Origin of the sequence: Roseobacter sp. FCG-D35 (assembly GCF_033436665.1) — a bacterium.
Classification (GTDB): Bacteria; Pseudomonadota; Alphaproteobacteria; order Rhodobacterales; family Rhodobacteraceae; genus JAWQFO01.
On record NZ_JAWQFO010000002.1, the window covers coordinates 1 to 17979 of the forward strand.

A 17979-nucleotide genomic window follows, 5' to 3' on the forward strand; every position below is an offset into this window, starting at 1 on the left:
TCCTATCAGCCATCGCGCTCGCCGCCGCAGTCATATTCTGGCTCTGAAAATCAATGAGTCTGGAGCCTAAGCAACCGTAGCGCCCTTGTTTTGGGCCGCCTTCACGCACATCGCCCAGACATAGTTTTCATACACGTCATTGGTCGCGGCAGGGTCATCGTAGCCAAGCTCCGCTGAGCCCTTGATTGCCTCTTCTATCTGTTTAATTAGCTCGTCATGCACCGCCATCAGCGGCTCTCCTTAGCTGACTGAGTGCCTCAGCCAAATCGTTTCGAAGTGGGCTAGAAGTCGAAAAGCGCTCCCTTTCTAGAGAGTGCGAGCGGATGCCTGCTGATGCCGGTACCACCTCGGAGTCGTCCGGGAGGAACTCTACTTTGTCGACGACTTCGATCCGGTCTCCGTCAATATCTTTGAGCAGTCTTATGACCTCATTTTCTAGATCGGACCGAACTATGACCGCTGACTCGATCCCCTTGAGCAAGATTTCGAGACGTTCGGATGCGTCATACTGCACCGTTGCTACTAGGGCGGATCTTCTTCGCCGAGGAGGCAAACGCTCTAGGCTGTCGGGGTCCATAGATTGCTGGAGACCGGGGGCCTGGACTTCCTTAGTCACAATTCGACCTTCGGCAATTTCAGCCTGCGCTTGGGCGACGACCCATTCGAAACCATTTGTTCTCAACACTTCAGTCAACCGAAGAAAATACTCATCCTCGTCTGCCATTTTCCATTTTCCCCAAGTCTTCAGGTGGTCTTTGAGACCATTCCCGATCCAAAGTCATTTATCGTCTAGGTAATGCCAAAAACGGTCAGACAAGCAATAATAATAAGAGCATGTCCGTTATTTTGAGGTCAATTTTCCGGCCCCCACACCTTCAGCTATCCGAAAACCCTGTCGCCACAGCGCCTTAGGTCTCTCTGCCGCCAGGGCGTATTCTGGTGGCAAGGTTTTTGGGTGTCGCAACAGCTACGGAAACACCCGCTCAAACACCAAGAATCTATCCGAAAGGCGCTGACGTCAGACAGTATTCCCATGCTCGTAGGACAGCATTTACGGCCTTGATGGAAATCAGGTTCCACCAAAGAGTTGTCCGTTAGGGTATATGCCCCAACGGTCAGGCGCAGAGGTGACCGAAACCCTGTCCGTAAGGAATGACAACCATCAGCGGACATCTCTATCTACGGACAGACACCAAACGGACGCCATGAGGCTTCCATGTCCAAGACCATCCTCTACGCCCGTGTCTAACCGCAGACCAGAACGTCGCACAACAGAAGGCCCAAGCCGAAACCGCCGGGTTCAACATCGACGAGGTCACTGCCGATTATGGCGTCTCGCGAATCGGTACCCGCATTTCAGAACGGACATGCTCCGCTGAGGGGACGTGCTGGTCGTGCGATGGGTGGACCGGCTGCGCCGGAACTACGACGAAGTGACTTATACCATTGGCTCGACTACTTGCAAGAAGCGGCGTTCTACCGAAAGCGCGATTCGCATCTCTATAAGCAACCAGATTGGTATTGCAATGTTGTTTCCGCCTCTCAGCCTTGATGTGCCAGCGTGTGAGTTTTCTTGGACCTTCACTCGACCGAGAATACTAAATTTTAGCGAGCCAGGGCATAGAATTTCTACCTAAAGTATTGAACAGTTTATATTAATTTAGGCCTTGGGTCAGGTTCCCGCTCAAGAGAAACGCGCAGACACACCTGGCCCTGAGCAGAAGTGCTAACCGTTCCTTTCAAGGCACCGCGATTGCCAAATTTGTGCTAGGTTCAGAGGCCTATGAACGGAGGACGGCAGGATGCAGTTGCTAAGGATTATTGGCTTCGCTGGCTGCCTAGCTACAACGCTCCTGGATGCCGCACTCGTCAAAGCGGATGAGTGTGATGGGCTGAAGCCTCGGGGAGGCCAAACATCAGAAGAAATTATGTCCGGTGAGTTTGGAGCTGAGGTTGAGGGCCTGCTGCGCCGTATCGCTGGAGCAAAAATCAAGACCGCTGGTGAATACCGCTCCACCGTAGTCGACACCCTCAAGGATTACGATCAGGCAGATGTACTGTTCATCGTAGAGCGAGCGATCTACCTTGCCTGCATCCGTCCGGATAGCGGGATCGATGTTGATGCTTTGGTAAACTCGATGTTGCAGCAACCACAATCCAGTGCTAGTGAGCCCGCCGGGAAGCAAAACTATTACAACTTCGCCTTGAGTTGTCATGCCGTCGACGAGGACCATGCTCGGGTATTTTTTGCAAACGGAACGCAGTCTGACCTGTCGTTGGATTACCTATGGAAGCAATCCAGCGCAGCATTTGTGTTCGGAGATTTTTTCATCACGACCGAAGGTCAACTCTTAGCCGAAAAGAGAGACGGGACATATCGGGAGCTTACGTACCCATTCGGTGACGGTGAAAACAACCTCGTCGAATTTGAGCTACCTCCGAATGGACACAGCTTCAAACCTTTCGGCGTTTCCGAAGCAATGCCCGTTCCAATGCTTTCCGTCTTTTGGCGAGAACCGACTGCGCGGATCGCTTTGGCGGTCGATTTGCGCGGAGTATTTGCGATGGTTGCGAAGCCTTTGAATGGACTCGATGGCCTGCTGGTGGAGCCGTCAGAAGCACCGACAATGATAGTTTTTCCAATAGCTAGATGCTCAAAATACTAGGGGCAGACCCTACCATTCTTCACGCCCAACGTTGATGAGTGTCTCCCATCGAGCTAGCCGTTAAGTGTGTCGCGAGGGGGGGCATGAGATGGCGAGGAAGCAACATTCAGACGAATACGGTTCGAAGCTGCTTCGTGATTCGAGAAGGAGCTAGATTTTTTCATCAACAACAACACCAACAATGATCCGCGTTTTTTGAAGTCACTTTCTAAAAACCCCCACCCCCCTTTCGGATCTAGTAAATTTCTCTCGCCCAGCGCCCTGGGCGTCTGCCTCTAGGGCTTGCTCATGTGTCATGCCTCCAGGGTGGCGCAATAGCCTGTCAGTGGAGTCGGGTTCTGCGTTTTGGCAGAGTCTCGCCTCAGCATCTTACAACCCATTGGCAGACAAGGAGGGCAGCAATGCTCATCGGATACGCACGCACATCGACCCTGGAACAGAAGCACGGTCTAGAGGCTCAGAGAGAGTCACTGAAGGCCATAGGCTGCGACAGGATGTACGAGGAGCAGACAAGCTCAGTCGGCGTCAGAGAGGCTCTCAGAGAGGCTCTGAGCTACTGTCGAGAGGCAGACACTCTGGTCGTTACCAAGCTCGACCGTCTGGCCCGTTCCGTGGCCCACTTGGGCGAGATCGTGAACGAGTTGGAAGCGAAGGGCGTGGGTCTCAGGGTCCTAGATCTTGGGCTCGACACATCAACGGCAACCGGCAAGCTGATGCTGAACGTACTGGGCTCTGTGGCTCAGTTCGAACGGGAGATGATGCTGGAACGTCAGAGGGAGGGCATCGTCAAGGCCAAGGCGCTGGGCAAGTACAAAGGCAGAAAGCCAACAGCCAAGGCGAAGGGTGAGGAGATCTGGCAGCTGGTCAGTGAGGGCGTTAGCAAGCGGGAAGTTGCTCGCAGGCTCAATGTCTCGGAGCGTTCCGTTTACAGACAACTGGAGCGCGAACGCACTTAATCAACGGAACAAGCGGTGCTGTTCTTTCAGCATCGCCCATTCGCTTACCATACTACGTCGATGATCCGTCCATCGCTGTGCTGGCAGACACCAACACCGCCCGATGTCGTGAATCCACTGGAATCGGCATATTGCATGTCACATCGCAGAGTTGAGCCCTTGTTTCCAAGCATCATTGCTCGAAAACTCCCTGTACTTGATGATCCGATAAAGGTGCTCGAACCGCTGGCATAAGCCGAACCTGAATAGGCAGACCCAAAGGAGGTACCGACTAAGGTGCTAGAGTTCGTCTGGACAGCCCTGCCTCTAAAGGTCTCCCCACTAACAACCGCCGTATAGGTGTCGCTGTCCATTCCTTGCTCGTATGAGAACTTTACTGGCGTACCTTCTCCACGAACGACGCCTTGCATCTCTCCGCTGCAAGCGGCCAATACAAAAGTGGCAGGCCAAAGATAGCTAAGTCTCACTTTCGGAACTCCTCAATTCTGTCACGACAGTCTAACTACTTCCGAAGTGAAGCGAAAGGCATAGACGAGAAATCGACCGTTCGACTGACCGCATAAGTTGTGGAAGCCGCGATTGGTGGATGAATCAAGCACGCCAGATTGACGCCCAGACCGCTACGCGCTTTCGAGTGTGGAGAGTGTGTGGGGGAAACGTGTGGGGTGTGACTTTACGCCGAACTTAAATCTTGATAAAAATCAGTAGGTTGCGCACAAATCTGGCTTGTGGCGGAGACGAAGGGATTCGAACCCTCGAGACGGTTTCCCGCCTACTCCCTTAGCAGGGGAGCGCCTTCGACCACTCGGCCACGTCTCCGTCGACGCGTATAGCCAAGGAAACATGGGGGCCACAAGGCGAAACTGCTGTCCAAGGCACAAAACGCCCGACGCCAATATGTTTCCGGAAGTGCGTTGGGGTTCATGGTAAGGCATTGAGCCTACCGAAGCGCTAATCGATTGTGCTGGCGACGGTATCGCGTCCGAATGTTGCAAGCTCTTCATAAAAGGGCGCGCGGAAAGGTTTCTGGGATTGTCCAAGGCCGTTTCCGGCCTGACCTGCCGGAAGCGATCGCCGCCGGCAGATTCACGTCCGATCCTTTGAGCCATCAAGAACCCATCAGTACCTGCACAGAACAAAAACCGATGTCGACCTGGACACTTTCAACTGCACGGCGTAGCGGCGCCCTGTCCAAGCAAACCTTCCGGTGCCGAAGAGGCTGAGCGCAGTTAGGGATCACATCGAATCCAACCTGCGCCTGGAACCTGCCGTCTGACCAGCGCTGGAGCGATCTGGGTGTCAGGTTCGGCGGACCAACAGTGCCCGCGGAGTGCGGCGTGAACGACGGATCGCTAGGGCCGCGACATCGGCAGCCAGCGGCCCGCGCCGGGCGTTCCGCAATAGTCCCCGTCGCGCACCACCGGTGTGCCTCGGGAGAGCACGGTCACCGGCAAGCCGGTCACCTCGACGCCTTCGTATGGGTTGTAGCCCACGTTGTCGTTGAGGTCGTCGCGGCGGTAGACGCGGCGACGCTCGGGGTCCCACAGGGTGATGTCGGCGTCAAAGCCGGGCGCGAGGCGGCCCTTGGTGTCGAGCCCGAAGGCCGCAGCCGGTGCGGTCGCGGTCAGCGCGGCGAAGGCGTCGAGACCCATCCGGCCCTTCGTGACCATCGCGTCGAACATCAGCGGCAGGCGTGTCTCGAGCCCCGGCATCCCGTTGGCGATGCGGTTGAAGGGCGCGTCGAAACCGTTGGCGAACTTGCCAGTCTCGTCCATTCGGTAGGGGGCGTGATCGGAGGTGACAAGCGTGATCGTGCCGTCCTCCATCGCCTGCCAGAGTGCCTCCTGGTCCTGCGGCGTGCGCTGCGGCGGTGAGCAAAGAAAGCGCGCCGGGTCTTCGCGGTCAAGCACGCTTTCGTCCATGAAAAGGTAATGCGGGCAGGTTTCGGCCAGAACCGCGACGCCGCGGGCCTGGGCGTTGCGGATGATCGCGGCCCCTTCGGCGGTCGAGACGTGAAAGATCATCACCCGCGCGCCGGTGAATTCGGCAAAGCGACACATGCGGTCGATGGCCTCGATCTCGGCGGCGCGCGGATGAGACGCGGCATGATGGCGCGGGCCGGTCTTGCCTTCGGCGAGCAGGCGTTCTGTCTCGTGCCGGATCAGGCCGTCGTTCTCGGCATGGATGCAGACCAGCGCCCCCGCGCGACGCGCCGCCGCCATCAGGTCGAGGATGGATTTGTCGTCCTGACGGACCTTGTCGTAGGTCGTGAAGATCTTGATCGAGCGGTGGCCCTCGGCGATCAGGGCCGGGATGTCCTCGGCGAGGTTGCCGTTGCCGGTTTCGGCCACGATCATGTGGAAGGCATGGTCGATGACAGCCCCCTTGCGCGCCAGCGCCGCGTAGTCGTCGACCACCTTGCGCATCCGGTGGCCGGGATGCTGGGCGGCGAAAGACACCACCGTGGTCGTGCCGCCCATCGCCGCGGAGCGGGTTGCGCTTTCGAATGTGTCCGCGTTGAGGAGACCCGCGCCCGACACCTGTTCGATGTGGCAGTGCGTGTCGACGCCGCCGGGCAGGGCAAGCAACCCGGTCGCGTCGAGTATCTCGTCCGCAGGATGCACGAGGTCCGGACCGATGGTGGCGATGCGACCCCCACTGATGCCGAAGTCGCAGAGCGCGGTTGCGTCCGGCGAGACGACGGTCGCGCCCTTGATCAGCAGATCGAACCCGTCCTGTTTCATCCACGCACCCCAGTTTGCATTTTGCTTCATTGCATACCCAATGTATACCATCGGGCATAGTACAATTGGCAAGCGGCCCGGAAGGAAGAAGATGACGGCGACGGCGCAGACCCTGAGCGACACCGCCTTCCGGCGATTGAAGGCGATGATTCTCGATGGCACCCTGCAGCCCGGTACGCGGTTGAGCGAGAAGAAATTCGCCGACAAGCTGGGCGTGTCGCGAACCCCGGTGCGCGAAGCGATCGGCCAGCTGATCAGCGAAGGGCTCGCGACGCGGCACTCGGGCACCGCGCCGGTGGTCAGCAGCGTCTCGCTGTCGGAAATCATGGAAATCCTGCATGTGCGCAGCCTGCTTGAATGCGAAGCCGCGCGAAAGGCGGCGCTGTCGCCGCAAGCTGGCTCCGAGCTGGTGGCAATGCGGGCGAAGATCGTGCATTTTCTGGAAGGGCCGAGACCCAGTTCTGCTGCGCATATGGCTGCAGACATGGCCCTGCACGGTCAGATCGCGCGGCTCGCGGGTTCGAAGCTGCTGGCCGAGCTGATCGAAAACCTCAAGACCAAGACGCGGATGTATGACCAGGGCTCGATCCCCGACCGCTTCGTGCCGGGCTGCGAGGAACACCTCGCCCTCATCGACGCGATCGCGGCGGGCGATTCCGACAGCGCCGGGGCGGCAATGAAGCTGCATCTTTCGCATGTCCGCGACGCGATCATCTCGCACATAAATCACCCGTTCTGACGAAATCTTCGCCCGAACCTTCGAGCCGAAGGGACAGGGCGTTGACTCGGCATGCGGTCTGTATACCATCTGCATACAGATACCGATGGAGACAGCGGAATGACCCTAGATCGGCCACGGGACGACTTCGTTCTGGCCATCACCTTCCAGTACTACCGCGACCTGCCGCGCGCGATGGCCTTCTACGAGGAGATGATGGGGTTCACGCTGGCGATCGACCAGGGCTGGTCCAAGATCTACCGGATCGGCGGCGAGGCCCATGTCGGCCTCGTCGACGAAAGCCGCGGCATGCAGAAATGGGCGGAGAAGAAAACCGTCCAGCTGTGCATGCGGGTGACGGATGTCGACGCCTGGTACGCCTGGGCCGAGGCCAGGAACGCGGCATCGCTGTCGCGGATGTTCGACAGCGAAGAGCTGGGCATCCGCGCCTTCACCATGGAAGACCCCGAGGGCTATCAGATCGAGATTCAATCGGCGCGTCCCGGACACTAAGCCGACCAAGGCAGACGAAGCGGCGCGGGGCGGTTGTCGCCCGGCGCGACACACCGACAGAGGAGTTCCCATGAAACATGCATCCCAGACCCTCCTGCGCGCAGGTGCGGTGGGCGTGGCCGTGCTGGCCGCCACCGCCGTCTCGGCGCAGGAAAAATCCGTGACCATCGGGCTCACGGCAGACCCGAGCCACCTCTACCCGCTGGCGGGCGAGGAGCTGTCGTCCAACATCATGTACTACCACCTCTACGACCCGCTGGTGAAACGCAGCGCCGACCTGTCCTTCGGCCCCGGCCTCGCCGAAAGCTGGGAGACGGTCGACGAGACCACCTGGCGCTTCAAGCTGCGCGAGGGCGTGACCTTTCACAACGGCAACGACTTTACCGCCGCCGACGTGGTCTACACGATCAAGAAGGCGCGCGAGTCGATCCGGCCGGACCTCGTGGCCAACATCGCCGAGGCCACGGCGATCGACGACACCACGGTCGAGATCAAGACGCCCAAGCCCTACGCGGTGCTCGCGAACGACCTTGCCGAGCTTCTGATCCTCGACGAGGAATACACCGAAGCCACCGGCGACGAGCAAATGGACCTGCAGCCGATGGGCACCGGCCCCTACAAGCTGGGCGAGTGGATCAAGGAGGAAAAGCTGGTCCTCGAAGCCTTCGACGACTACTGGGCCGGGGCGCCCGAGATCAAGACGGTGACCTTCCGCCCGATTACCAACCCCGCCACCCGCACGGCAGCGCTGCTGACCGGCGAGGTCGACGTGATCCAGGATCTCGCGGTGCGCGACGTCGACCGGGTGAAATCCGAAGAGGGGTTCGAAGTGATCACCCGGCCGAGCCTGCTCAACGTCGTGCTGGCGATGGACACGCGCGAACAGTCGCCGACCATCGAGGGCGACAACCCGATGACCGACCGCCGCGTGCGTGAGGCCATCGCGCGGGCCATCGACGTGGATGCGCTCAACAAGATCGTGATGAACGGTCTCGCGACGCCCAGCGACCAGTACGTGCCGGCCTCGCACATCGGTCACGTCGACGGCATGAACTTCCGCGAGATGTATCCGGTGGACATCGAGAAAGCCAAGGCGCTGATGGCCGAGGCGGGGTACGCCGACGGGTTCACCATGACGCTGGATGCGACCAACAACCGCTATGTCAACGACGCGCAGATCGCGCAGGCGCTGGCGTCGATGCTGGCCAAGATCAACGTCGACCTGCAGCTCAACATCATGCCGAAGTCGAACTTCTGGGGCTACATTCGCGTGCCCACGGAAAACTCGAGCTTCATCATGTCGGGCTGGGACGTGCCGGCGGGGGACGCGGGGTCGATGTACGGCGCGCTGTTCTACACGCGCGACAAGAAGGAAGGCTACGGGCAGGTCAACCGCGGCTCCTACTCGAACCCGGAGGTCGACGCGCTGGTCGACCAGGCCGACGCCACGCCATCGGTCGAAGAGCGTGACCGGCTCCTGCAGGAGGCGACCAAGCTGCTGATGGCCGACATTCCGATGATCCCGGTGCATTACGAACAGGACATCTACGCGGTACGCGACGGCGTCACGCTCGAGCCGCGCGTGGACAAGTTCCTGTGGGCCTACGACATGGACGTGGAATAACCCGCGCCGAACCCACGCGTCCCGGCGGCCAGACCCGCCGGGGCGCACCTGACACCTCTTTGCGAAAGCCCGCGCCAGGCCGATGTTCGCCTACCTGATCAAACGCCTCGTCCAGATGATCGTGGTTCTCTGGATCGTCTCGCTCATCGTTTTCGCGATGATGAGCTTTACCGGCGACCCGGTGTTCATGGTCGTGCCGATCGACGCGACCGATGCCGAGATCGCGCAGGCGCGGCGGTTGCTTGGCCTCGACCAGTCGCTGCCGGTGCAATACTGGAAGTTTCTGACCAGCCTCGTGCAGGGCGACTTCGGACGCTCCTACGTGTTCCGCCAACCGGCGATGACGCTGATCCTCGAACGCCTCCCGGCGACGGTCGAGATGGTGCTGGTGGCGATGGCGCTGGCCATCGCGGTCGCCATTCCGCTGGGTGTCTACGCCGGCGCCAACCCCGATGGCCGGCTGTCGCGGGTCATCATGGCCGGATCGCTGCTGGGCATCTCGCTGCCGGGCTTCTGGGTCGGCATGGTGCTGATCTACCTCTTCGCCGTCACCTGGGGCGTCTTTCCTTCATCCGGGCGCGGCGACACGGTGGAAATCGGCGGTCTGCGCACCAGCCTGCTGACGCGTGACGGCTGGCATCACATCGCCCTGCCGGCGATCACGCTCTCGCTCGGGACCATGGCGATCCTGTTGCGGATGACGCGGGCGGGCATGATGGAGGTCGCACGGCAGGATTTCATGAAGTTCGCCCGCGCCAAGGGGGCGACGCGGCGCGACGTTCTCTACCGGCATGGGCTGAAGAACGCGCTGATACCGGTGATCACCATCTTCGGTCTGCAACTCGGCGATCTCATCGCCTTCGCCACGATCACCGAGACGATCTTTTCCTGGCCCGGCATGGGCAAGCTGCTGATCGACAGCATCTACCGCGCCGACCGGCCGGTGATCGTCGTCTACCTGATGCTGGTGGCGCTGATCTTCGTGGTGATCAACTTCCTCGTCGACATCGTCTACACGATGATCGACCCGCGCATCACGTTGAAATGAGGGCGCGATGACCGGTTTCCTCTCTTCGGAGTTCTTCCACAACTACACGCGCAGCACATCCGCCATGCTCGGCAGCGCGCTGATGGCACTGTTCGCCATCGGTGTCCTTCTGGGACCGCTGCTGGTCGCGCAGGACCCCTACGACATCGCCAATCTCGACCTGATGGACAGCTACAAGCCGCCGGTTTGGCTCGAAGGCGGCGATCCGCGGTTCTGGCTCGGCACCGACGGTCAGGGAAGGGACGTCTGGGCCTCGATCCTCTACGGCGCGCGCATCTCGGTCTTCATCGGCCTCGCGGCGATGGTCGCCTCCTGCGTGATCGGCACGCTGCTGGGCCTGATCGCCGGGTTCTACGGCGGCATCCTCGACAGCGTCATCATGCGCATCGCCGACATCCAGCTGTCGTTCCCGTCGATCCTGATCGCGCTGTTTCTGATGTCGGCGGTGGGCACCGGCGTCGACAAGGTGCTGATCGCCCTGACCGCCGTGGGCTGGGTGGTCTATGCACGCACGGTGCGTGGCTCGACCCTGTCGGAGATCCAGAAGGAATACGTGCAGGCGGCGCGTGTCGCCGGGCTGCGCAACACCAAGATCATCCGCAAGCACGTGCTGCCCAACGTGCTGACGCCGCTGATCGTGATCGCGACGATCCAGGTCGGCACGTTCGTCCTGATCGAGGCCAGCCTGAGCTTTCTGGGCGTCGGCGTGCCGATCACCCAGCCGTCACTGGGGCTGCTGATCAAGAACGGCTTCGATGTGCTGTTCTCGGGGCTGTGGTGGACCTCGGTGTTCCCAGGCGTCGCGATCATGATGCTGGTCTTTGGCATCAACCTTTTCGGCGACTTCCTGCGCGACGAACTGAACCCGAGGCTGAAATGACGGACCGCGCCGAGGACACACCCCTGCTGGCCGTGCGCGACCTGCACACCTACTTCCACACCTTCTCGGGCACGGTGCGGGCGGTCAACGGAGTGAGCTTCGAGCTTGGCACCGGCGAGGTCATGGGGCTTGTCGGCGAAAGCGGCGGCGGCAAGTCGGTGGTGGGTTTCTCGATCCTCGGGCTGATCGACAGCCCCGGCCGGATCGAGGCGGGCGAGATCCTGCTCGACGGCGAGGACCTGGTGACCGCGGGCGAGGCGCGGCTGCGCGACATTCGCGGGCGCGACATCTCGATGGTCTTCCAGGACCCGATGACGTCGCTCAATCCACTGCACACCGTCGGCCGTCAGATGGACGAGGTCTTGCGCCTGCACACCGATCTCGGCGCGGCGGCGCGGCGCAAGGCCTGCATCGAGATGCTCGAAAGCGTCGGTATCAGCCGCGCGGCGGAACGGCTCGAGGCCTATCCGCACCAGTTCTCGGGCGGGATGCGTCAGCGCGTGGTGATCGCCATCGCCATGCTGGCGCGGCCGCGGCTGATCATCGCCGACGAGCCGACCACCGCGCTCGACGTGACGATCCAGAGCCAGATCCTGAAACTGATGCGCACCCAGATCGCGCAGACCGGCGCGTCGATGATCCTGATCACTCACGACCTTGCCGTGGTCTCGGAGATGGCCGACCACATCACGGTGCTCTACTGCGGCAAGGTGGTCGAGCGCGGCCCGACGCGCGAGTTGATCGAGGCGCCCGCGCATCCCTACACCCGCGGGCTGATCGACAGCATCCCCGATACCACAGCGCGGCACGAGCGCCTGCGCCAGATCCCCGGATCGGTGCCCGACATCCGCAACCTTCCGAAAGGCTGCAACTTCTTCGACCGCTGCCCGCGGGCGCAGGCGCGCTGCGCCGAGACCGAGCCGGAACTGACCCGCCGCCACGGCTCGATCCGGGCCGCCTGTCACTTCCCGCTCGATCCCGGAGAGCGGCCATGACCGCTCCCGACACGCCGATGCTGGAGGTCCGCGGCCTCGAAAAGCACTTCGACGTCGGCGGCGGACTGCTCGACCGGCTGCGGCTGGACCGGCGTGGCCCGCATCTGGCGCGCCGGATCGTGCACGCGGTCAACGGCGTCAGCCTGGACATCGGCCGGGGCGAGATCATGGCACTGGTGGGCGAAAGCGGTTGCGGCAAATCGACAGTGGCCAAGACTATCGCCCGCATCCACGAGCCGACCGGCGGGCAAGTGCTGATCGAGGGCGAGGACGTCACCGGCTATGGCGTCGCGCAAATGCTGCCGATGCGCGCCAAGATGCAGATGATCTTTCAGGATCCCTATGCCTCGCTCAACCCGCGCCAGAAGGTGCGCGACATCGTGGCCGAGCCGCTGCTGGAACAGTGCCGCAGCGCCGGCGAGCGGCGCGAGGTGCCCGACAAGGTGCGTGCACTTCTGGCCCGCGTCGGGCTCAACGCCGAACATGCCGGGCGCTACCCGCACCAGTTCTCGGGCGGCCAGCGCCAGCGCATCGGCATTGCCCGCGCGCTGTCGGTCACGCCGGGGCTGATCGTCGCGGACGAGCCGGTTTCGGCGCTCGACGTGTCGATCCAGGCGCAGATCCTCAACCTGATGAAGGACCTGCGTGACGAATATGGCCTCGCCTATCTCTTCATCAGCCATGACCTGTCGGTGGTGCATCATATCGCCGACACGGTGGGGGTGATGTACCTCGGCTCGATGGTGGAAAAGGCGCCGCGCGACAGGCTCTTCGCCAATCCGCGCCATCCCTACACGCGGGCGCTTTTGTCGGCGGCCCCGAGCATCAAGCTGAAACGCGCGGTCGAGGAGATCACGCTTAGCGGCGAGGTGCCCTCGGCGCTCGACCTGCCGTCGGGCTGCCCGTTCCGCACACGCTGCCCGTTCGCCTGGGATCGCTGCGCGGCCGAAAAACCGGCGTTGCAGGATGTGGGCGACGGTCAGACGGTGGCCTGTCACCTCGTTGACGAACCGCAAAGGGAGGGCGCATGACGATCATCGCACAGGCGCGGCTCGGGCTGCCCGATCCGCACGACTGTACCGACGCCGCGGACGAGCTGACGGTCTTGCACGCGATCCATGACACGCTGGTGCGCCGGGTCGGGCAGGACTTCGTGCCGCATCTCGCGCGGGACTGGCGGGTGGACGCGGGCGCGCGGGTCTGGACCTTCCAATTGCAGCCCGGCGTCCGTTTTCACGACGGCGCGCCCTGCGATGCCGCGGCGGTCGCGGCCAACCTCGAGCGCATGGCCCGCACCGACAAGGGCTATACGCTCGGTGCACCGGCGGTCTGGCGGCAATACTTCGGCGGCGCAAAGCTGCGCGTAGTGGATACCGGGACGCTCGAGGTGACTTTGGCCGCACCGATGGCCGATCTTTTGGACGTGCTTGAACAGGGGTTCATCCTGTCGCCGGCCTGTTTTTCGGAGTTGGACGCGGGCGATCTGGCGGCGCAGGTCGGCAGCGGGCCCTATCACCTGACGGACGTGGGCGAGACCGAGATCACCGCCGAACGCGTCGCGGGGCATTTCTCGGGCACGCCGGAGAACCCGGTGCTGACGTGGCGGCGGGTTCCGGACGCGTCTGAGCGGCTCAAGATGCTGCAGTCTGGCGCGGTGCAGGTCGCCAATGGGCTTTCCTTCGATGCGTCGCGCGTTCTGGACGCGCAGCGGCACGAATACCTCTCGCCTGTGGCGATCATCTACCTGCTCAATGCCGCGCAGGGACCCCTGGCCGATGCGCGGGTGCGCCGGGCGCTGAGCCGTGCCGTCGATCGTGAGGCCATCGTGCGTGACGTGATGCAGGGTGCGGCGCGGCCGCTCAACGGGTTCGTCAGCCCACATCACTTCGGCGCCGGGCAGGGGCGCGCGCAGACCGCGGACCGCGACACCGCGCGGCGTCTGCTGGCCGACGCCGGGCATGGCGGCGGCCTGACGCTGGAGGTCGACTGCCCGACGCGCCTGCCGGACGAGGCCGAGCAGCTGACGGCCGTGCTGGCCGACCAGCTGTCGCAAGTCGGCATAACGCTGGACGTGCATGTCCATCCCGAGCGCGAAGACTACGCCCACATGGTGCGGCGCAAGGAAATCCGCGACATGTGCGTTTTCGATTCGAGCCCGATGAGTACCTACCGTGTGCTCTACGAGAAGATCGACAGCCGGATCGCCGGGTCGTGGTGGCAAGGCTACGCCAATCCGGAGATCGAGGACCTGATCGACACCGGGCGGGTGACGACAGACCGCGCCGCGCGTGCCGAACTCTGGCGCGCGGCCTACGCGGCCCTGCAGGATGACCCGGCGTGGCTTACGCTCTACAACCCGCTGCGGGTGATCGGTCTTTCCGAAGATTCGCCGGGGTTCGCGATGCCCGCTGATGGGGTGATCGACGCCGCGCGCCTGCCACGACTGGACGCGGCATGAAGGCCGACACGCTTCTGACAGGCGGCACGGTGATCGCCATGGACGCACAGCGCCAGGTGATCGAAGCGGGGGCCGTCGCGGTGCGCGACGGGCGCATCGCAGCAGTCGGACGCGCGTCCGAGCTCGAGGCGCAGATCGACGCCGACCGGGTAATCGACGTGACCGGTCATGTCGTCTTTCCCGGCCTCATCGACGTTCACGCCCATGCCGGTCACGCGCTGATCCGCACTATGGGCATGCACGCGGGCGACCGCTGGGAGGAAATCTGCGGCGAGGTCTACACCCAGGCGTCGCCGCCCGAGTTCTGGTTCGCTGAGGCGCGGCTCGCGGCGCTGGAAAGGCTCCGCTTCGGCGTGACCACGGGGGTGTCCCTGTTGGGCGGCGGCGACACGATCATGCGCAGCGACACGCCGGAGCATGCCGCCGCGCATTGCCGGGGCGTGGCCGAGGTCGGCACCCGCAGCGTCGTCGCCATCGGACCGACGCGCGCACCACATCCGCGCACCTACGCCGAGTGGGTCGGCGAGACCCAGCGGTGCTATGACGTCGGCTTCGAGCAGCAGATGCAGACCTGCCGCGCGGTGGTCGAGGACTTGCACGACAGCCACGACGGGCGGCTGCGCATCGCCATGCTCTACCCGGTGCTGCGCGACGAACACGAGCGCGACATGGCCCCGGAAGATTATGACACGGCCTGCACGCAGGTGCGCATCGTGCGGGACTATGCGCGCGAAAAGGGGCTGATCTTTACCCAGGACGGCCACTGGCGCGGCTCGGTCCGGCGCGCCGAGAAGCTGGGGCTGCTTGGCCCAGACGCGTTGCTGTCGCATTGCATCGACCTGCACGAGGACGAGATCGATCTCATTGCCCGCACCGGCACGAAAGTCGCGCACAATCCTTCGGCCAATGCCTCCATCGCCGGGCGCTGTCCGGCGGTCGAGCTGGTGGCGGCCGGGGCCACGGTGGCGCTGGGATCGGACGCGACCGCGCCCGACCGTTCGGGCGACATGTTTCGCCACATGCAGCAGGCGATGCACTATCACAGGCGGCATTTCCGCGATGCCGACGTTTTGCCAATCGGCGAAGTCCTGGGCATGTGCACGATCGAGGCGGCCGGCGCGCTCGGGCTCGAGGACCGGATCGGATCGCTGGAGCCAGGCAAGGCGGCCGATATCGTGACCCTCGACCTGCGCCGCGCGCATCTGGCGCCGCCGGTGATGCCGGTGCACCGGCTGGTGTGCTTTGCCAACGGCAACGACGTGAGCAACGTCATGGTGGGGGGCGAGATGGTGCTGGAGGATGGCGCGCCGACCCGCGTCGACGTGGCGGCCATCGTCGCCGAGGCAACGGAACAGGCGGCGACGATGACGCGCCGCATCGGCGGAAATGGCGATCTCGAACTGCCGGCGGATTTCTGGGGCGGGAAAGGGCCAAAGCCATGACCATTCACGTGATCAACCCCAACAGCAGCGCGCATGTGACCCAGGGAATCGACCGGGCGGTCGCGCCGATGCGCGCGGCCTCGCCTGTTCCGATCGTCTGCCACGGGCTGGCCGAAGGACCGCCGGGGATCGAAACCCAGGCCCATGTCGACGGGGTGGTTGCCCCGCTGCTGGCGCGGGCCGCGATGCTCGAGGCCGAGGCCAGCGCCTTTGTCGTCGCCTGCTATTCGGATCCAGGTCTGGCCGCCCTGCGCGAACAGTCGGCGCGCCCCGTGCTGGGAATTGCCGAGGCGTCGATCCTGACGGCGATGTCGCTGGGCCAGCGCTTCGGGATCGTCTCGATCCTGTCGCGCAGCATCCCGCGGCACATGCGCTACGTCGGGGCGATGGGGGTGATGGACCGCCTCGCCGGGGATCGCCCGCTGGAACTGGGCGTGGCCGAACTGGCCGATGAGGACCGGACCTTTGCGCGCCTGCAAGAGGTCGGAACGGCCCTGCGCGACGGCGACGGGGCAGATGTGCTGATCCTCGGTTGTGCAGGAATGACGGCGTTCCGGGCCGCGCTCGAGGATGTTCTGGCCTTGCCGGTGGTGGAGCCCTGCCAGGCGGCGACGGCAATGGCCATCGGCCGCGTGGCGCTGGAAAGAACGCGACAGGAGAAGACAGGATGCGACTGACAAGCGACGCCGCGGGCGTCTACGTGATCGCCGTGACGCCGTTCCACCCCGACGGGCGGATCGACATGGAAAGCTGCGACCGGATGGTCGACTTCTACCTCGAGGCCGGAGCGACCGGGCTGACGGTGCTGGGAATGATGGGCGAGGCGCCCAAGCTGACGTTGGAGGAATCGCGCGACGTGGTGGCACGTATCCTCGCCCGCGTCGGGGGTCGCGTGCCGGTGGTCGTGGGCGTCTCGGCACCGGGGTTCGCGCAGATCGACGCGTTGACGCGAATGGTGATGTACCTTGGAGCTGCGGGCGTGATGGTCGCGCCGCCGGGCAGCCTGCGCACCGACGACCAGATCGTCACGTACTACACGCAGATCGCCGAACTGCTCGGAGATGTGCCCTTCGTACTGCAGGACTTTCCGCTCGCCACCGGGGTGCAAATTGCGCCGGGGGTGATCGCGCGGATCGTGAACGACCTGCCGACCTGCGTCTGCCTCAAACACGAAGACTGGCCGGGGCTGGAAAAGATCAGCTATCTGCGCCGCGACGGCGTGCTGACGCGCCCGTTGTCGATCCTCTGCGGCAATGGCGGGCTTTACCTGCCCGAGGAGATGGCGCGTGGTGCCGATGGCGCGATGACCGGCTTTGCCTATCCCGAGATGATGGCCGCCGTGGTGGCGCACCATGCCGCAGGTGAAGTCGACCGGGGGCAGGACATCTTCGACGCCTACCTGCCGCTGGCGCGGTTCGAGATGCAGCCGGGGCTGGGTCTTGCGATCCGCAAGTACACGCTGGCCCGACGCGGGATCATCGCCCATGACGCGCTGCGCAAGCCTGGCGCGCGGCTGACCGCGCCGGCTCGTGCCGAGGTGGACCGGCTGATCGAGAGACAGGAACGACGACTGGAAGAGCTTGGCTGAAACATCTTGAATTGCAGGGAAAAGGCGCGCTGAGGATCGTAGCGCGCCGCGGCCGTACGCGCTGACCCGGAGGCGAACATCGCAGTGGGCACTCGCGCAATCCGGCCGGTGTCTGGCGCGCGATCATCGTGAACTGCCGACGGGTCACCTTGACCGATGCGCCAGCGAAAGCCCTGTCAAAGGCTCGACTTGGGGTCGCTTGGGTTGATACGCACGGGCACGACTTATGCGGGCGTACTCGCACAGAGCCGGACCCTCGCGAGCGCGCCCGTCGAGGATCCCGCGCGGCCTCGCCCGCACGCTCTCGGGCTCAACCGCTTGAGCGACGTGTGCACAAAAACCAGGAT

General features: G+C 63.2%; 16 protein-coding genes and 1 tRNA gene. 13 read left to right on the forward strand and 4 right to left on the reverse strand.

Annotation, left to right across the window (positions count from 1 at the left end; genetic code table 11):
• Positions 1 to 66: 66 nt before the first annotated feature.
• On the reverse strand, positions 67 to 228 hold the full coding sequence (locus tag R5H30_RS04150) for a hypothetical protein (protein ID WP_318326783.1): 162 nt from the start codon (positions 226 to 228) through the stop codon (positions 67 to 69).
• Positions 215 to 724 carry a hypothetical protein gene (locus R5H30_RS04155; protein WP_318326784.1) on the reverse strand — a complete coding sequence of 170 codons (510 nt, stop codon included), beginning with the start codon at positions 722 to 724 and terminating at the stop codon, positions 215 to 217. The genes R5H30_RS04150 and R5H30_RS04155 overlap by 14 nt, the downstream gene beginning before the upstream one ends.
• Positions 725 to 1802: 1078 nt before the next feature.
• Here R5H30_RS04155 and R5H30_RS04160 point away from each other — a divergent pair.
• Together R5H30_RS04160 and R5H30_RS04165 are read left to right on the forward strand one after the other, a co-directional pair.
• Positions 1803 to 2666, forward strand: coding sequence for a hypothetical protein (locus tag R5H30_RS04160; protein WP_318326785.1), 864 nt, complete (start codon positions 1803 to 1805; stop codon positions 2664 to 2666).
• Positions 2667 to 3067: 401 nt separating this feature from the next.
• Complete coding sequence (locus R5H30_RS04165) at positions 3068 to 3622, forward strand: recombinase family protein (protein ID WP_318326786.1); 555 nt, start codon at positions 3068 to 3070, stop codon at positions 3620 to 3622.
• Between the two features lie 729 nt (positions 3623 to 4351).
• Here R5H30_RS04165 and R5H30_RS04170 read toward each other — a convergent pair.
• Together R5H30_RS04170 and hydA are read right to left on the reverse strand one after the other, a co-directional pair.
• Positions 4352 to 4441: transfer RNA gene (locus tag R5H30_RS04170), tRNA-Ser, on the reverse strand.
• Between the two features lie 533 nt (positions 4442 to 4974).
• On the reverse strand, positions 4975 to 6396 hold the full coding sequence (hydA, locus tag R5H30_RS04175) for a dihydropyrimidinase (RefSeq protein ID WP_318326787.1): 1422 nt from the start codon (positions 6394 to 6396) through the stop codon (positions 4975 to 4977).
• A gap of 61 nt (positions 6397 to 6457) precedes the next feature.
• Here hydA and R5H30_RS04180 point away from each other — a divergent pair, with 61 nt between their 5' ends.
• The 11 genes from R5H30_RS04180 to R5H30_RS04230 all read left to right on the forward strand — a co-directional run bounded on the left by R5H30_RS04180 (position 6458) and on the right by R5H30_RS04230 (position 17632).
• A complete protein-coding gene (locus R5H30_RS04180; protein WP_318326788.1) occupies positions 6458 to 7105 on the forward strand; it encodes a GntR family transcriptional regulator in 648 nt (215 codons plus the stop codon).
• A gap of 99 nt (positions 7106 to 7204) precedes the next feature.
• Positions 7205 to 7597, forward strand: a complete 393-nt coding sequence (locus R5H30_RS04185; protein ID WP_318326789.1) for a VOC family protein — start codon at positions 7205 to 7207, stop codon at positions 7595 to 7597.
• 70 nt (positions 7598 to 7667) lie between these two features.
• Positions 7668 to 9221 (forward strand): ABC transporter substrate-binding protein, encoded by a 1554-nt coding sequence (locus R5H30_RS04190; protein ID WP_318326790.1) that lies wholly within the window; start codon positions 7668 to 7670, stop codon positions 9219 to 9221.
• Between the two features lie 82 nt (positions 9222 to 9303).
• Positions 9304 to 10269: an ABC transporter permease gene (locus tag R5H30_RS04195; RefSeq protein ID WP_318326791.1), complete on the forward strand. Its 966-nt coding sequence runs from the start codon at positions 9304 to 9306 to the stop codon at positions 10267 to 10269.
• A gap of 7 nt (positions 10270 to 10276) precedes the next feature.
• Positions 10277 to 11149 (forward strand): ABC transporter permease, encoded by an 873-nt coding sequence (locus R5H30_RS04200; RefSeq protein WP_318326792.1) that lies wholly within the window; start codon positions 10277 to 10279, stop codon positions 11147 to 11149.
• Positions 11146 to 12144, forward strand: coding sequence for an ABC transporter ATP-binding protein (locus R5H30_RS04205; protein ID WP_318326793.1), 999 nt, complete (start codon positions 11146 to 11148; stop codon positions 12142 to 12144). Before R5H30_RS04200 ends, R5H30_RS04205 begins: the two co-directional genes overlap by 4 nt.
• The gene (locus R5H30_RS04210; RefSeq protein ID WP_318326794.1) at positions 12141 to 13175 is read left to right on the forward strand and encodes an ABC transporter ATP-binding protein; all 1035 of its coding nucleotides are present in this window, start codon (positions 12141 to 12143) and stop codon (positions 13173 to 13175) included. Before R5H30_RS04205 ends, R5H30_RS04210 begins: the two co-directional genes overlap by 4 nt.
• Positions 13172 to 14602: an ABC transporter substrate-binding protein gene (locus R5H30_RS04215; RefSeq protein WP_318326795.1), complete on the forward strand. Its 1431-nt coding sequence runs from the start codon at positions 13172 to 13174 to the stop codon at positions 14600 to 14602. The genes R5H30_RS04210 and R5H30_RS04215 overlap by 4 nt, the downstream gene beginning before the upstream one ends.
• On the forward strand, positions 14599 to 16044 hold the full coding sequence (locus R5H30_RS04220; RefSeq protein ID WP_318326797.1) for an amidohydrolase family protein: 1446 nt from the start codon (positions 14599 to 14601) through the stop codon (positions 16042 to 16044). The genes R5H30_RS04215 and R5H30_RS04220 overlap by 4 nt, the downstream gene beginning before the upstream one ends.
• On the forward strand, positions 16041 to 16721 hold the full coding sequence (locus R5H30_RS04225) for an aspartate/glutamate racemase family protein (RefSeq protein WP_318326799.1): 681 nt from the start codon (positions 16041 to 16043) through the stop codon (positions 16719 to 16721). Before R5H30_RS04220 ends, R5H30_RS04225 begins: the two co-directional genes overlap by 4 nt.
• Entirely contained in the window at positions 16712 to 17632 is a 921-nt protein-coding gene (locus R5H30_RS04230; RefSeq protein ID WP_318326800.1) for a dihydrodipicolinate synthase family protein, read from the forward strand. Before R5H30_RS04225 ends, R5H30_RS04230 begins: the two co-directional genes overlap by 10 nt.
• The last annotated feature ends 347 nt before the right edge of the window (positions 17633 to 17979 follow it).

Bases quoted from the DNA above. Each gene is read 5' to 3' on its own strand.
- R5H30_RS04150 (WP_318326783.1), bottom strand. From the start codon at position 228: ATGGCGGTGCATGACGAGCTAATTAAACAGATAGAAGAGGCAATCAAG.
- R5H30_RS04155 (WP_318326784.1), bottom strand. From the start codon at position 724: ATGGCAGACGAGGATGAGTATTTTCTTCGGTTGACTGAAGTGTTGAGA.
- R5H30_RS04160 (WP_318326785.1), top strand. From the start codon at position 1,803: ATGCAGTTGCTAAGGATTATTGGCTTCGCTGGCTGCCTAGCTACAACG.
- R5H30_RS04165 (WP_318326786.1), top strand. From the start codon at position 3,068: ATGCTCATCGGATACGCACGCACATCGACCCTGGAACAGAAGCACGGT.
- hydA (WP_318326787.1), bottom strand. From the start codon at position 6,396: ATGAAGCAAAATGCAAACTGGGGTGCGTGGATGAAACAGGACGGGTTC.
- R5H30_RS04180 (WP_318326788.1), top strand. From the start codon at position 6,458: ATGACGGCGACGGCGCAGACCCTGAGCGACACCGCCTTCCGGCGATTG.
- R5H30_RS04185 (WP_318326789.1), top strand. From the start codon at position 7,205: ATGACCCTAGATCGGCCACGGGACGACTTCGTTCTGGCCATCACCTTC.
- R5H30_RS04190 (WP_318326790.1), top strand. From the start codon at position 7,668: ATGAAACATGCATCCCAGACCCTCCTGCGCGCAGGTGCGGTGGGCGTG.
- R5H30_RS04195 (WP_318326791.1), top strand. From the start codon at position 9,304: ATGTTCGCCTACCTGATCAAACGCCTCGTCCAGATGATCGTGGTTCTC.
- R5H30_RS04200 (WP_318326792.1), top strand. From the start codon at position 10,277: ATGACCGGTTTCCTCTCTTCGGAGTTCTTCCACAACTACACGCGCAGC.
- R5H30_RS04205 (WP_318326793.1), top strand. From the start codon at position 11,146: ATGACGGACCGCGCCGAGGACACACCCCTGCTGGCCGTGCGCGACCTG.
- R5H30_RS04210 (WP_318326794.1), top strand. From the start codon at position 12,141: ATGACCGCTCCCGACACGCCGATGCTGGAGGTCCGCGGCCTCGAAAAG.
- R5H30_RS04215 (WP_318326795.1), top strand. From the start codon at position 13,172: ATGACGATCATCGCACAGGCGCGGCTCGGGCTGCCCGATCCGCACGAC.
- R5H30_RS04220 (WP_318326797.1), top strand. From the start codon at position 14,599: ATGAAGGCCGACACGCTTCTGACAGGCGGCACGGTGATCGCCATGGAC.
- R5H30_RS04225 (WP_318326799.1), top strand. From the start codon at position 16,041: ATGACCATTCACGTGATCAACCCCAACAGCAGCGCGCATGTGACCCAG.
- R5H30_RS04230 (WP_318326800.1), top strand. From the start codon at position 16,712: ATGCGACTGACAAGCGACGCCGCGGGCGTCTACGTGATCGCCGTGACG.